Origin of the sequence: Micromonospora sp. WMMD987 (assembly GCF_029581435.1) — a bacterium.
Lineage (GTDB): Bacteria > Actinomycetota > Actinomycetes > Mycobacteriales > Micromonosporaceae > Micromonospora > Micromonospora rifamycinica.
Genome location: NZ_CP120861.1, coordinates 653620 through 667863, shown reverse-complemented (window position 1 = coordinate 667863; position 14244 = coordinate 653620). Strand labels below are relative to the sequence as shown.

The window sequence follows — 14244 nt, the reverse complement described above, 5'->3', positions numbered from 1 at the left end:
TTCTCCGGGGGCCGGTCGGGCACCCGTCGTCGACGTCCGGCGGCACCCAGCCGCCGGGTCCGGGACGTCAGCGGACGTCGTAGCTGAGCACCATCGTGCCGTCGGAACGCAGCAGTTCGAAGCGGACCAGTTCGGCGTCGGTGAACCGGGTCGCGCCGTGCAGGTTCACGTCGTCGCCGGGCGCGGCCAGCCACGAGGCGATCTGCTCCGTCGCGTCGTCCGGGCCGCGCGCCAGCAGCCGGAACGTGTACGCCTTGCCGTAGTCGACCGTCGCGTCGTAGCCGCAGTGCATGGTGACCTCGGTGCCCCACTTGGTGCCCCGCAGGCCGATCTCCGCGTGCACCGCCGGGGTCTTCGCAGCGACCGGCGCCATGGCGACCATCCGTACCGCCTGGGTGGTCGGCGTGGGCGTGGCCGGCGGACGCAGGGCGGACGCCCCACCGAAGCCGAGCACCAGGGCGAAGGCGGCGGCGACCAGCGCGGTCACGGCGTACCGGCGGCGGTTGCGGGTCCGCTCGCGGCGACGCCGCTCCCGGGCGACGGCGATCAGGTCGGGCACCCGGCTGATCTCCGGCGGTGGTGGGAGGAACTCCTCCAGCGTGGTCGGGTCGAGCCGACCGAGCAGGCCCGGCAGCACGGCGATCTCGGCCACCGCCTCCCGGCAGGCCGCGCAGCCGCCGAGGTGCCGTTCGTAGGCCGCCCGGTCGGCGGGAGCGAGCGCCCCCAGCACGTACGCGCCGTCGTCGTGCGCGAACTCGCAGCGGGTCATCCGGTCACCCCCATCTCGGCCAGGGCCAACCGTAGTGAACGCAGCGCGTAGTGGGTGCGGGACTTGACCGTCCCCGGCGGCACCCCCAGCCGGGCTGCCGCCTCGGCCACCGAGCGGCCCTGGTAGAAGCACTCGACCAGGACCTCCCGGTGGGTGGGGCTGAGCCGGCTCAGCGCCTCCGCCACCGTCCAGGCCTCCACCGCGCGCTCCGCCTCGTCGACCGCCCCCGAGGGCTCGGGCAGGTCGTCGGTGAACACCTCGCCGACCCGGGTCGAGCGTCGCCGCCAGGCGTCGATGGCCAGGTTCCGGGCGGTGGTGAAGAGCCACGCCCGGACCGAGCCGCGGCGCGGGTCCAGTGACTCGGGATGCCGCCAGGCCCGCAGCAGGGTCTCCTGCACCAGGTCCTCGGCCCGGCTCCGGTCCCCGTTGACCAGCCGCAACGCGTGCGTGTAGAGCGCCTCGCCATGCTCGTCGTGCAGAGCGCGCAGCAGTTGGGCGTCGTGGTCGCTGATGGTGGTCCCTCCGCTTCCCGCGACGAGTCCGGCGTACGTGTCCGCCCGTTATTACGGTTCGTGACGCTGATCGGTTCACCGGCCACTGCTGTTCACGTCCGGTTCACACCGAGTCCGGTGCCCGCTCACCCCGTCCTGGCAGCGTCCGCCCGGTACGCACGTCGAGCAGGTGAAAACGGCGTGCCACCGACCTGCTTCCAGGAGGCTCCTTCCCATGAGCGACCGTCCCCGGCTGCTCCCGCTGCTCGGTGCCACCCGGCACGGCAGCCGCGACGCGATGACCTGTCTGTACCGCTGCGGCAACGCCTGCGACCACCCGGTGCCCAACACCTCCGGCAACACCTACTTCGGCGACCTGGTCGAGGGCGAGGTCTCCCGCCGGGGCGTGGTCCGGGCGGGCGCCGTGGGCGCCCTGGTGCTCGGCTTCGGCGGTGCGCTGGCCGGGGCCGCTCCCGCCGGGGCCGCGCCGGCCACCCCGGTGGTGCCGGAGGTCGGCGACCCGACCGCGCCGCAACGCGGCGTCGGCAGCGGGGCGCTGACCTTCAATCCGATCCCGCCGAACCAGCTCGACACCCTGGTCGTGCCCAACGGGTACGACCACAGCGTGGTCATCCGCTGGGGCGACCCGGTGCTGCCCGGTGCGCCCCGGTTCGACCTGCACGGGCAGACCGCCGCCGCCCAGGCCAAGCAGTTCGGCTACAACAACGACTTCGTCGGGGTGCTGCCGCTGGACCGGCGGGGCAAGCGGGCGCTGCTCGTGGTCAACCACGAGTACACCAACGAGGACCTGATGTTCCCCGGCTTCACCGGCCTGGACAACCTCACCGTCGAGCAGCTGCGCACCGCGATGGCCGCGCACGGCATGTCCGTGGTGGAGCTGGAGCGGGTGGACGGCAGCGGGCGGTGGCGGCCGGTGGGCCAGGGCCGGCGGCCGTACAACCGGCGGGTCACCGCGCTGGCCACGAAGTTCGAGCTGACCGGCCCGGCCGCCGGTTCGGCCTGGCTGCGGACCGCCGCCGACCCGAAGGGCCGCACGGTGGTCGGCACCCTGAACAACTGCGCGGGCGGGGTCACCCCGTGGGGGACGGTGCTCTCCGGCGAGGAGAACTTCAACCAGTACTTCGTCGGCGCGGACGCCGCGCCCGCCGAGCTGAAGCCGAGGTTCGACCGGTACGGCATCACCACCGCCGCCCGCTACCCGAGCGGCAGCCGTAAGTGGGAGCGGGCCGACGAGCGGTTCGACCTGGCGAAGCACCCCCACGAGGCGCACCGGTTCGGGTGGATCGTGGAGATCGACCCGTTCGACCCGGAGAGCCGCCCGCGCAAGCACACCGCGCTGGGCCGGTTCAAGCACGAGGGTGCCAACGTGATCGTGGCCCGCGACAAGCGGGTGGTCGCGTACATGGGCGACGACGAGCGCTTCGACTACCTCTACAAGTTCGTCTCGGACAAGAAGTTCATGCCGGGCGACTCCTGGGTGGCCCGCAGGAACAACCTGACCCTGCTGGAGTCGGGCACCCTCTACGTGGCGCAGTTCAGCCAGACCAGCGCCGCCGAGATCGACGGCTCGGGCAAGCTGCCCGCCGACGGCGCGTTCAACGGCACCGGCCGGTGGATCAAGTTGGTCAGTGGCAACCGCTCGTACGTCGACGGGATGACCGCCGCCGACGTGCTCACCTTCACCCGGCTCGCCGGGGACAAGGTCGGCGCGACCAAGATGGACCGGCCGGAGGACGTCGAGCCGAGCCTGCTCACCGGCAAGGTGTACGTGGCGCTGACCAACAACTCCGACCGGGGCAAGGCCGGCAAGCCGGCCGCCGACGAGATCAACCCGCGCAACCTCAACAAGCACGGGCAGGTCCTGGAGCTGGTCGAGGACCGGGGCGACAACACGGCGGAGTCCTTCGCCTGGTCGCTGCCGATCGTCGCCGGCGACCCGGCCGACCCGTCGACCTACTTCGCCGGGTACGACAAGACCAAGGTCTCCCCGATCTCGTGCCCGGACAACGTCGCCTTCGACGCCACCGGCAACCTCTGGATCTCCACCGACGGCAACGCGCTGGGCAGCAACGACGGCCTCTTCGCCACCGCCGTCGAGGGGCCGGAACGGGGGCACCTGAAGCAGTTCCTCACCGTGCCGCTGGGCGCGGAGACCTGCGGGCCGTTCATCACCGGCGACAACCGGTCGGTCTTCGTGGCGGTGCAGCACCCGGGCGAGATCACCGGTGCGTCGGTGGAGAAGCCGGCGTCGACCTGGCCGGACGGCGACTACGCCAAGCCGGGCGTGGCGGTCGCCTGGCGGCTCGACGGCGGCCCGATCGGCAGCTGACGCACCCGTCCGGGCCGGCCCTCCGCCGGGCCGGCCGCGAGGGCCCCCTCCCGCTTCGGTCCGGGAGGGGGCCTTTCGCCTTGGCGGGTCCGGAACGGTCCTGCGCTGCGCCGGACCAGGGAGGGATATCGCCGGTTCCGGCAGGAGAGTTCACCGGGGCGGCGGCCGGAGCAGGGCCTCGCGCGTGCCGGGTCAGGCGTCCGCGGCGATGCCGTCGGCCACGGCGCGGGCGGCGGTGAGCAGCTTGGCCCGGACCACCCGGGCGGAGGTCATCATCTCGCTGGCCGGCAACGCGCAGGCCAGCACCACCCGACGTTCCAGGTCCTTGTCCGGGGTGACCAGCACGGCGGCGCAGGCCACCCCCTGCCGGAACTGGCCCAGCTCCAGCTGCATCCCCCGCCGGTCACCGGCGGCCAGGTCCGCCTCGAACGCCTCGGGGCTGGTGAGGGTGGCGGTGGTGAACGGCCGCATGCCGTAGTCGCGCAGGTAGCGCAGGCGCTGCTCGGAGGTGAGGGTGGCCAGCAGCGCCTTGCCCAGGGCGGTGGCGTGCGCGCCCTCGTCGAAGCCGGGGACCATGTCCTCCAGGTACGGCGAGCGGACCCCTTCGGCGACGGCGGTGACCGCCACCTGGCCGCCGACGAACCGGCCCAGGTAGTGGCTCCACCCGGTGTCGACGGCGACCCGCCGCAACGACTCGCCGACGGAGGCCGGCCCACGGAACGCGGTGACCAGTTCGCGGTACCGGTCGGCGATCTCCAGGCCGACGATGTAGGTGCCGTCCTCCCGGCGGATCACGTAACCCTCGTAGGCCAGGGTGCGGACCAGGTGGTATGTGGTGGCGACGGTCAGCTCGCACCGTCGGGCGATCTGCTTGACGGTCAGCCCCTTCGGGGCACGACCGACCGACTCGAGCACGCGTAGCGCGCGGGAAACGCTCCGGATGAGGTCCGAAGGTTCCGCCAGGGGGTCACGCACAACCACCTCCGCAGCCGGGGATTACACCATATGAAAAACCAGCCCGAGACGGAACGCCCGTTCGGGTGGAGGATGCCAGATCAGGCGGTATACGGCGGGTCACCCGGCGACACGCCGACGGTTGTCAGGAACTCGACTCGCGTAGGTTGGGCCACGATGACCCCCACCGCGCTCAGCCCCATGCCGAGCCGGCCGGCCCTGCGCCCCCTGCGGGCCAGCGTCGGAGCGGTCGCCACCACCGTCGCCAGCGTCCTGCCGGTCTTCCTGGTCGGCGGGCTCGCCGTGCAGATGGGCGACGATCTCGGCTTCTCCCCCGCCGGACTGGGCCTGGCGGTCTCCGTGTACTTCGGGGTCAGCGCGCTGGCCTCGTTGCCGTCCGGCCGGCTGGTGGAACGGGTCGGCCCGGTCGTGGTGGCCCGGGTCGCCACCGGGCTCGCCGCCGGTTGCCTGCTCGCCATCGCCGGGCTGGCCCGGTCGTACCCGGTGCTGGTGGCGCTGCTCGCGCTGAGCGCCACCGCGAACGCGCTGGGCCAACTCGCCAGCAACGCCGCGCTGGCCCGGCACGTGCCCGCCCGGCGGCAGGGCCTGTCGTTCGGGGTGAAGCAGGCCGCCGTTCCGGCCTCCACGCTGCTGGCCGGGGCGGCGGTGCCGGCGGTCGCCCTCACCGCCGGGTGGCGGTGGGCGTTCGTGGCCGCCGCCGTCGCCGCGCTGGCCGCCCTGCCGGCCGTACCGCCGGGGACAGCCGCACCGGCGCGGGAGCGTGCGGCGGAACGCCGTGGCGGGGCCACGGTGGCGCTGGTGGTGGTCGGGGTGGCGGCCACCCTCGCGGCCGGGGCCGCCAACGCGCTGGGCACCTTCGTGGTCGACTCGTCGGTGCACCGGGGACTCGCCCCCGGCCCGGCCGGACTGGTGCTCACCCTGGGCGGCGCGGTCTGCGTGGCCGCCCGGGTCGGCGTCGGCTGGCTGGCCGACCGGCAGGCAGGCGGCCACGTCGCGCTGATCGCCGCGATGCTGGTGGTCGGGGCCGTCGGGTTGGGCCTGCTGGCGGTCTCCGGCCCGGGGCCGCTGACCGTCGGGGTGGTGCTCGGCTTCGGACTGGGCTGGGCCTGGCCGGGGTTGCTGAACTTCGCGGTGGTCCGGCTGCACCCGCAGGCTCCGGCCGCCGCCACCTCGATCACCCAGACCGGGGTGTACGCGGGCGGCTGCGTCGGCCCGCTCGGCCTCGGCGCGCTGGCCGGGGCGTACGGCTATCCGGCGATGTGGCTGACCGCCGCGGTCGCCATGGTCGTCGCGGCCGTCCTCATGCTCACCGGCAGCCGGCTGCTCACCCGGTCCGCCGTCGGCTGACGCGGGCCGGGCGGCCAGATCCGCTGGTAACGGCCGGGCGGCCGGATCCGCTGGCAAAGCCGCGCGGCCGGTGGGCCGGGGGCTGGTGTGGCCGGGTCAGCTGCTGCGGTCCGGGCAGCGGCTGCGCTCGGGTCAGCTGGTGCGGTCGGCGATGTAGTCGCAGAGGGATTCCAGCGCGCGGCGGGCCGGAATCCGCGGTAGCGGGGCCAACTGGGCGCGGGCGTCCTCGGCGTAGCTCCGGACGGTCTCCCGGGCGCGCTTGAGCGCGGCGGACTCCCGGAGCAGGCCGAGCGCCTCGGCGTGCAGCGCGTCGTCGACCAGTGGGCCGGTGGCCAGGATCTCCCGCAGCCGCACCGAGGCCGCGTCGGAGTCGTCGCCGGCCAGCGCGTAGAGCACCGGCAGGGTCGGCACCCCCTCGCGCAGGTCGGTGCCGGGCGTCTTACCCGACTGGGTCGACTCGGAGGCGATATCGAGCAGGTCGTCGGAGAGCTGGAAGGCCACCCCGATGGTCTCGCCGTAGCCGGCGAGAGCCTCGGTGTGCACCTCGGTCGCCCCGCCGAACATCCCGCCGAAACGGGCCGACGTGGCGATCAGCGAACCGGTCTTGTCGGCGATCACCCGCAGGTAGTGGTCGACCGGGTCCTCGGTGCGGGGGCCGACGGTCTCGGCGATCTGCCCGTGCACCAGCCGGGCGAAGGTGCGGGCCTGGAGGCGGACCGCCACCGGCCCCAGGTCGGCGGCGATGTCGGCGGCCCGCGCGAAGAGGTAGTCGCCGACCAGGATGGCCACCGAGTTGGTCCAGCGGGAGTTGGCGCTCGGGGCACCCCGCCGCACGGCCGCCTCGTCCATCACGTCGTCGTGGTAGAGGGTGGCCAGGTGGGTGAGCTCCATCACCACCGCGGCCGGCACCACCTGCGGGCCGGCCGGGTCGCCGAACTGCGCGCCCAGGGCCACCAGCAACGGGCGGAACCGCTTGCCGCCCGCCTCCACCAGGTGCCGGGCCGCCTCGGTGACGAGCGGATCGGCGCTGGACACGCTGGCCCGCAACTCCACCTCGACGTCGTCCAGCAGGCCCAGCACGGACGCCTCGACCTGCGGATCGGCCAGATGCACGCCGAGCGCGCCGACCTGACTCGTGCCCGCCCGGCCCCGACGCCCGCCGGAACCGACGACGCCTGAACGCTCCCCCGCCGGAATCACCACACCATCAACCATGCCACACCCGTTCGACCTGCTCCGGACGGGGGATACGGCCGTGGGGCCGGCGCGCTCCAGCGCACCGGCCCCACGATCCGGGCGGAAAGGTCACCTGACGAAGGCCGCGGCATCCGTCGCCAGGTCGAGCAGGGGTGCCGGCAGCACGCCGAAGATCAGCGTGGCGGCCACCCCGATCATCAGCGCGGTGGCGGTCAGCCCACCGGGCACCGCGACGGTCGGGGTCGACTCGCCCGGCTCGGAGAGCCACATCATCACCACCACCCGCAGGTACGGGAAGGCCAGCACCATGCTGGTCAGCACACCGGCCACCACCAGCCAGGCGTGCCCGCTCTCCAGGGCCGGGCCGAAGACCGCGAACTTGCTCATGAAGCCGCTGGTCAGCGGGATACCGGCGAAGGCCAGCAGGATGAAGGTGAAGACCCCGGCGTAGAACGGCGAACGGCGGCCCAGCCCGGCCCAGCGGGACAGGTGGGTGGCCTCGCCGTCGGCGTCCCGGACCAGGGTCACCACGGCGAACGCGGCGAGCACCGAGAAGCCGTACGCGGCCAGGTAGAACATCGTGCCGGAAACGCCCGCACCGGTCGGGGCGAGCACCCCGACCAGCAGGTACCCGGCGTTGGCGATCGACGAGTACGCCAGCAGCCGCTTGATGTCGGTCTGGGTGACCGCCAGCACCGCGCCGACCAGCATGGTGAGCACCGCCACCACCCCGAGTACCGGGGTGAAGTCCCAGGCGGCCTGGTCGAACGCCACGTGGAAGACCCGCAGCAGCGCACCGAACGCGGCCACCTTGGTGCAGGCCGCCATGAAGGCGGTGACCGGGGTGGGTGCACCCTGGTAGACGTCCGGGGTCCAGACGTGGAACGGGGCGGCGGCGGCCTTGAAGAGCAGGCCGATCGCGATCAGCGCCATCCCGGCGAAGAGCAGCACCTCGCTGGAGGGGGACTCGTTCACCGCGGCGTGCACGGTGGCGAAGTCGACCCCGGCCGAGCGGCCCGGGATGCCGGCGGTGAAGCCGTACACCAGGGCCACGCCGAACAGGAAGAACGCCGAGGCGTACGCGCCGAGCAGGAAGTACTTCATCGCCGCCTCCTGGCTCAGCAGCCGCCGGCGACGGGCCAGCGCGCAGAGCAGGTAGAGCGGCAGGGAGAAGACCTCCAGCGCGATGAACATGGTCAGCAGGTCGTTCGCCGCCACGAAGATCAGCATGCCGCCGATCGCGAAGCTGGTCAGCGGGTAGACCTCGGTGGCCCCGTTGCGCCCTTCGGCCTGCTTGCGGTCGTCGGCCGACTCGGCGGTCACCGCCGCCTGGGCGACGAACGCGCCGCCCCGCTCGACCGACCGCTCGCCGATCAGCAGCAGCGCCATCGCGGCGAGCACCAGGATGGTGCCCTGGAGGAACAGGGTGGGACCGTCCACGGCCAGCGCCCCGCCCGCCGTGACCAGCCGGGCGTCGGCGTTGAGCACCACCAGCACCAGCGCGGCGAGCACCGCCAGCAGGGAGAGCGTGAGCTGCACCAGGTGCCGGCGGCGGCGCGGTACGAACGCCTCCACCAGGACGCCGAGCAGGGCCACCCCCAGCATGATCAGGATCGGGGCGATCGCCGGGTAGTCGATCGACGGCAACTTCAGTTCGGTCATCGCAGATGCCGCCTTTCGCTCGCGACTGCGGGGCTCACTCGCTGCGCTCGTTCGCTCCCCGCGCTCACTTCGCAGCCTCCTGGACGCTGCCGACCTCAGGGGCGGGATCGGTCTTGCCGACATCCTGCATGGTCGCCTGGACGGCGGGGTTGATCACATCGGTGACCGGCTTGGGGTAGAAGCCGAGCAGCACGATCAGGGCGATCAGCGGGGCGACCACGGCCTTCTCGCGCAGGGTGAGGTCGCGGTGCATCGCCTTGACCTCGGTCAGCTCCGGGTTGAGCGTGCCCTGGGTGGTGCGTTGCACCATCCACAGCACGTACGCCGCCGCCAGGATGATGCCCAGGGTGGCGATCACCGCGACCGGCTTGTTCACCGTGAAGGTGCCGATCAGCACCAGGAACTCGGAGACGAACGGTGCGGTGCCGGGCAGCGCCAGCGAGGCGAGACCCGCGAAGAAGAGCACCCCGGCCAGCAGCGGGACCAGCTTGCCCGCCCCGCCGAAGTCGGAGATCAGCGACGAGCCCCGGCGGGCGATGAGCATCCCGACGACCAGGAAGAGCAGGCCGGTGGCGAGCCCGTGGTTGAGCATGTAGAGCACCGCGCCGGTGCCCGCCTGGGTGGTGAAGGCGAAGATGCCCACCCCGATGAACCCGAAGTGCGCGATCGAGGTGTACGACACCAGCCGCTTCAGGTCGGACTGGCCGACGGCGAGCAACGCGGCGTAGAGGATGCCGATCAACCCGAGCGCCAGCGCCCACGGGGCGAACCACTTCGACGCCTCCGGGAACAGCGGCAGGCAGTACCGCAGGATGCCGAAGGTGCCGACCTTGTCCAGCACCCCGACCAGCAGCGCGGCGGCACCCGCCGGGGCGGCCCGACCGGCGTCCGGCAGCCAGGTGTGGAACGGGAAGAACGGCGCCTTGATCGCGAAGGCGAGGAAGAAGCCGAGGAACAGCCAGCGCTCGGTGCCGGTGGAGATGTCCACCTGGGTGAGCGTCTGCCAGTCGAAGGTCTTCCCGCCGACCACCCACAGGCCGATCACCGCGGCCAGCATGAACAGCCCGCCGACCAGCGAGTACAGGAAGAACTTCACCGCCGCGTACTGCCGCTGGTGGCCGCCGTAGCTGCCGATCAGGAAGTACATCGGCACCAGCATGACCTCGAAGAACACGTAGAACAGGAAGACGTCGGCGGCGGCGAAGACGCCGATCATCGTGGATTCGAGGACGAGCAGCAGGGCGAAGTAGGCCGGTACCGAGCGCTTCGACGCGTCGGCGTCGTGCCAGGACGCCAGGATCACCAGCGGCACCAGCACCGCGATCAGCATCAGCATGACCAGGGCGATGCCGTCGACGGCGAAGGTGAAGTTGACGTCCCAGGTGGGGATCCACGGGTACGACTCGCGGAACTGGAGCCGGTCACCGTCGGCGGAGAAGGAGACCCACATCACCACCGACAGCGCCAGCACCAGCAGCGACCAGCCGAACGCCACCTGCTTGGCCAGGTCGGGCCGGCGACGTGGCAGGAAGGCCACGACCAGGGCGCCGACCAGCGGTGCCACGGTCAGCACCGAGAGGAACGGGAAGTTGGACATTATGCGGCCTTATCTCCGTCGTGGATGCGGGGTCCGCCGGCGGGGGCGGTCGCCTTGAGGTCGATCACGCCAGCCACCCCGCCTGCACCGCCAGGAACGCCGCCACCACGAGCAGCGCGCCGGTCAGGATCGAGGTCGCGTACGACCGGACGAAGCCGGTCTGCCAGCGCCGGAGCCGACCCGACCCGCCGCCGACCCCGGCGGCCAGGCCGTTGACCAGGCCGTCGACGCCCCGGTTGTCCAGGAAGACCAGCGCCCGGGTGAGGAAGATGCCCGGCTTCTCGAAGACCACCTCGTTGAAGGCGTCCGTGTAGAGGTTGCGCCGGGCGGCGGTGACCAGCACCCCGGCCGGCTGCGGCGCGACGGCGGTGCCGTTGCGGAACAGCGCCCAGGCCAACCCGGCACCGAGCACCGTCACCACCAGCGACAGCGCGGTGAGCAGCCAGTGCGGCAGGACCGCGGCGTGCTCGGCGTGCTCGCCGCCCAGCCCGGCGGTGGCGGTCAGCCAGTCCGGTACGGAGGTGGCGAGCAGGAAACCCGCGCCGACCGAGCCGATCGCCAGCAGGATCAGCGGGATGGTCATCAGCTTCGGCGACTCGTGCGGGTGCTCGATGTCCTCGGTCCACCGCTTCGGCCCGTGGAAGGTGAGCACGAACAGCCGGGTCATGTAGAACGCGGTCAGCCCCGCGCCGAGCAGCGCCGCCCCGCCGAACAGCCAGGCCGTCCAGCCCTCCCGCTCGAACGCGGCCACGATGATCGGCTCCTTCGAGAAGAAGCCGGAGAACGGGAACATGCCGATGATGGCGAGCCAGCCCATCATGAAGGTGATCCAGGTGGTCTTCATGTACTTCGACAGCCCGCCGAAGCGGCGGATGTCCACCTGGTCGTTCATGCCGTGCATGACCGAGCCGGCGCCGAGGAACATGTTGGCCTTGAAGAAACCGTGCGCCAGCAGGTGCACGATGGCCAGCGCGTACGCCGCGCCGCCGAGGCCGACACCGAGGAACATGTAACCGATCTGGCTGACAGTCGACCAGGCCAGCACCCGCTTGATGTCGTCCTTGGCCGCGCCGATGACGCAGCCCATCAGCAGGGTCAACGCACCGACGCTGACCACCACGAGCTGGAGCGTCTCGTTGGCCGAGAAGATCGGGTTGGACCGGGCGATCAGGTAGACGCCCGCGGTGACCATGGTGGCGGCGTGGATGAGCGCCGACACCGGGGTCGGACCCTCCATCGCGTCCGGCAGCCACGCCTGGAGCGGGAACTGACCGGACTTGCCGGCCGCCCCGAGCAGCAGCAGCAGGCCCAGCACCAGCACCGTGCCGCTGGCCAGCCCTCCGACGCCGCTGAAGACCTCGTCGTACTGGGTGGTGCCGAGGGTGGCGAACAGGATGAAGATGCCGATCGCCAGGCCGGCGTCGCCGACCCGGTTCATCAGGAATGCCTTCTTGCCGGCGGTGGCCGCGCTCGGCCGCCCGTACCAGAAGGAGATCAGCAGGTACGACGCCAGACCGACGCCCTCCCAGCCGAAGTAGAGCATCACGTAGTTGTTGCCGAGCACCAGCAGCAGCATCGCGGCGACGAAGAGGTTGAAGTACGCGAAGAACCGTCGCCGGCCCTCGTCGTGCGCCATGTACTCGACCGCGTAGAGGTGGATCAGGAAACCCACCCCGGTGATCAGTAGGACGAAGACCGCGGCCAGCGGGTCGAAGAGCAGACCGAAGTCCACCCGCAGGTCGCCGACCGTGATGAAGTCCCAGAGGCTCAGCTCGACGGACTTGTTCTCCAGCCCGCGCAGCTGAAAGAACGAGGTGAGCCCCAGCACGAACGCGGCACCGATCGCGGCCACACCCAGCCAGTGCCCCCAGCGGTCGGCCCGCCGGCCGAGCAGCAGCAGGATCGCCGCGCTGGCCAGCGGGATCGCCACCAGCAGCCAGACGCTGCTCAGCAGGCCGTCCGCCGCCGCGTAGGTGACGGCACCCGCCGGCTCTGCCTGGGCGTACGTCAGAATCTCATCCACCGCAGGGCCCCTTTAGTACTTCAGCAGGTTGGCGTCGTCGACGCTCGCGGAGCGTCGGGTCCGGAAGATCGACATGATGATCGCGAGCCCGACCACGACCTCGGCCGCCGCCACCACCATCACGAAGAACGCCATGATCTGTCCGTTGAGGTCACCGTTGATCCGGCTGAAGGTGACCAGCGTCAGGTTGGCCGCGTTGAGCATCAGCTCGACGCACATGAACAGCACGATCGCGTTGCGCCGCACCAGCACGCCGACCGCGCCGATGGTGAACAGCACCGCCGCCAGGATCAGGTAGTAGTCGGGGGTCACCGGACCGGCCTTTCGTTCGCGACTGCGGGGCTCCGCTTCGCTGCACTCCTCGCGCTCACCGGACCGGCCTTTCGTTCGCGACTGCGGGGCTCCGCTTCGCTGCACTCCTCGCGCTCACCGTTCCGTCCCCTTCAGGGTGGTTTCCTCGGCGGTCAGCTCGCGCTGCGGCAGGATCGCCGGGGTGCTGCGGTCGGTCAGCCGGCCGTCGGGCAGCCGGGCCGGGGTGGCCACCGAGGAGGAGGTGGCGAAGACACCCGGGCCGGGCTTCGGGCCGGGGTAGTTGCCGGGGCGGAACCGGGCCTTCATGGTGGCGACCTGGTCCATCTTGTCTTCCTTGCGCCGCTCGACGTGCGCCAGCACCATCGCGCCGATCGCCGCCGTGATCAGCAGCGCGGAGGTCAGCTCGAAGGCGAGGACGTACTTGGTGAAGAGCAGCCGGGCGATGCCCTGCACGTTGCCCTCCGCGTTGGGCTGCTCCAGGCCGACCGCCGCGACCCCGTCCAGCGCCCGGTACAGGCCGGTGCCGACCAGCCCGGCGAAGCCGAGCCCGAGCACCACCGCGGCGACCCGCTGGCCGCGCAGCGTCTCGATCAGCGAGTCGGAGGCGTCCCGGCCGACCAGCATCAGCACGAACAGGAACAGCATCATGATCGCGCCGGTGTAGACGATGATCTGCACCATGCCGATGAACGGCCCGGCCTGGAGCACGTAGAACACGCCCAGGCAGAGCATGGTGAGCACCAGGAAGAGCGCCGAGTGCACCGCGTTGCGCGCCCACACCATGCCGATCGCGCCGATCAGCGCCAACGGGGCGAGGATCCAGAAGGTGACCTCCTCACCCCCGGACACCTGGCCCGCCGCAGCGAGCACCGTGGACGTGTTCATGCTCCGGCTCCCTTGCCCGCCGCCCGCTGGGCCGCCTGCTCGGCACCCGGGAAGGTCACCCCGGGGTGCTCCTCGACCCGGTAGCGGCCGGGCCCCATCGGGGACTGCTCGGCACCGGCCGAGGTGCCCGGGTTGGTCAGCGCGCCGACGTAGTAGTCCTTCTCGCTGTCACCGAGCCGCATCGGGTGCGGCGGCTGCTCCATGCCTTCGAGCAGCGGAGCGAGCAACTGCTCCTTGGTGAAGATCAGGTCCTGCCGGTTGTCCCGGGCCAGCTCGTACTCGTTGCTCATGGTCAGCGAACGGGTCGGGCAGGCCTCGATGCAGAGCCCGCAGAAGATGCACCGGGCGTAGTTGATCTGGTAGACGCTGGCGTACCGCTCACCCGGCGAGAAGCGCTGCTCGTCGGTGTTGTCGCCACCCTCGACGTAGATCGCGTCCGCCGGGCAGGCCCAGGCGCACAGCTCGCAGCCGATGCACTTCTCCAGGCCGTCCGGGTGCCGGTTGAGGATGTGCCGCCCGTGGTAGCGCGGCGCCGAGACCGGCGGCTTGAACGGGTAGTCGGTGGTGACGACCTTCCTGAACATGTGCGAGAAGGTGACACCGAAGCCCTTGAACGTTCCGGTGATCGCGCCCACG

General features: G+C 71.7%; 12 protein-coding genes. 2 read left to right on the top strand and 10 right to left on the bottom strand.

The genetic code is table 11. From position 1 onward, the window contains the following. Window positions 1-67: 67 nt before the first annotated feature. Together O7612_RS03010 and O7612_RS03005 are read right to left on the bottom strand one after the other, a co-directional pair. A complete protein-coding gene (locus tag O7612_RS03010; RefSeq protein WP_282270250.1) occupies window positions 68-769 on the bottom strand; it encodes a zf-HC2 domain-containing protein in 702 nt (233 codons plus the stop codon). Continuing rightward, on the bottom strand, window positions 766-1260 hold the full coding sequence (locus O7612_RS03005) for a sigma-70 family RNA polymerase sigma factor (protein ID WP_282273774.1): 495 nt from the start codon (window positions 1258-1260) through the stop codon (window positions 766-768). The genes O7612_RS03010 and O7612_RS03005 overlap by 4 nt, the downstream gene beginning before the upstream one ends. Window positions 1261-1495: 235 nt before the next feature. Between O7612_RS03005 and O7612_RS03000 the strand changes: the two genes are divergently transcribed. After that, window positions 1496-3610 carry a PhoX family phosphatase gene (locus O7612_RS03000; RefSeq protein ID WP_282270249.1) on the top strand — a complete coding sequence of 705 codons (2115 nt, stop codon included), beginning with the start codon at window positions 1496-1498 and terminating at the stop codon, window positions 3608-3610. Between the two features lie 192 nt (window positions 3611-3802). On the opposite strand, the gene O7612_RS02995 is transcribed toward O7612_RS03000, so the two are convergent. Next, window positions 3803-4585: an IclR family transcriptional regulator C-terminal domain-containing protein gene (locus O7612_RS02995; RefSeq protein ID WP_282270248.1), complete on the bottom strand. Its 783-nt coding sequence runs from the start codon at window positions 4583-4585 to the stop codon at window positions 3803-3805. 156 nt (window positions 4586-4741) lie between these two features. Between O7612_RS02995 and O7612_RS02990 the strand changes: the two genes are divergently transcribed. Continuing rightward, complete coding sequence (locus tag O7612_RS02990; protein ID WP_282270247.1) at window positions 4742-5932, top strand: MFS transporter; 1191 nt, start codon at window positions 4742-4744, stop codon at window positions 5930-5932. Window positions 5933-6064: 132 nt separating this feature from the next. Here the strand turns inward: O7612_RS02990 and O7612_RS02985 are convergent, their stop codons facing one another. The 7 genes from O7612_RS02985 to nuoI all read right to left on the bottom strand — a co-directional run bounded on the left by O7612_RS02985 (window position 6065) and on the right by nuoI (window position 14243). Beyond that, window positions 6065-7147, bottom strand: coding sequence for a polyprenyl synthetase family protein (locus O7612_RS02985; RefSeq protein WP_282270246.1), 1083 nt, complete (start codon window positions 7145-7147; stop codon window positions 6065-6067). A gap of 90 nt (window positions 7148-7237) precedes the next feature. Beyond that, a complete protein-coding gene (gene nuoN, locus O7612_RS02980; protein WP_282270245.1) occupies window positions 7238-8791 on the bottom strand; it encodes an NADH-quinone oxidoreductase subunit NuoN in 1554 nt (517 codons plus the stop codon). Between the two features lie 64 nt (window positions 8792-8855). Further along, window positions 8856-10388: an NADH-quinone oxidoreductase subunit M gene (locus O7612_RS02975; protein WP_282270244.1), complete on the bottom strand. Its 1533-nt coding sequence runs from the start codon at window positions 10386-10388 to the stop codon at window positions 8856-8858. 64 nt (window positions 10389-10452) lie between these two features. After that, window positions 10453-12411 (bottom strand): NADH-quinone oxidoreductase subunit L, encoded by a 1959-nt coding sequence (nuoL, locus tag O7612_RS02970; protein ID WP_282270243.1) that lies wholly within the window; start codon window positions 12409-12411, stop codon window positions 10453-10455. Window positions 12412-12423: 12 nt separating this feature from the next. Beyond that, window positions 12424-12723 carry an NADH-quinone oxidoreductase subunit NuoK gene (gene nuoK / locus O7612_RS02965; RefSeq protein ID WP_088959269.1) on the bottom strand — a complete coding sequence of 100 codons (300 nt, stop codon included), beginning with the start codon at window positions 12721-12723 and terminating at the stop codon, window positions 12424-12426. 114 nt (window positions 12724-12837) lie between these two features. After that, complete coding sequence (locus O7612_RS02960; protein ID WP_282270239.1) at window positions 12838-13608, bottom strand: NADH-quinone oxidoreductase subunit J; 771 nt, start codon at window positions 13606-13608, stop codon at window positions 12838-12840. After that, a complete protein-coding gene (gene nuoI / locus O7612_RS02955; protein WP_067300509.1) occupies window positions 13605-14243 on the bottom strand; it encodes an NADH-quinone oxidoreductase subunit NuoI in 639 nt (212 codons plus the stop codon). The genes O7612_RS02960 and nuoI overlap by 4 nt, the downstream gene beginning before the upstream one ends. Window position 14244: the final 1 nt, after the last annotated feature.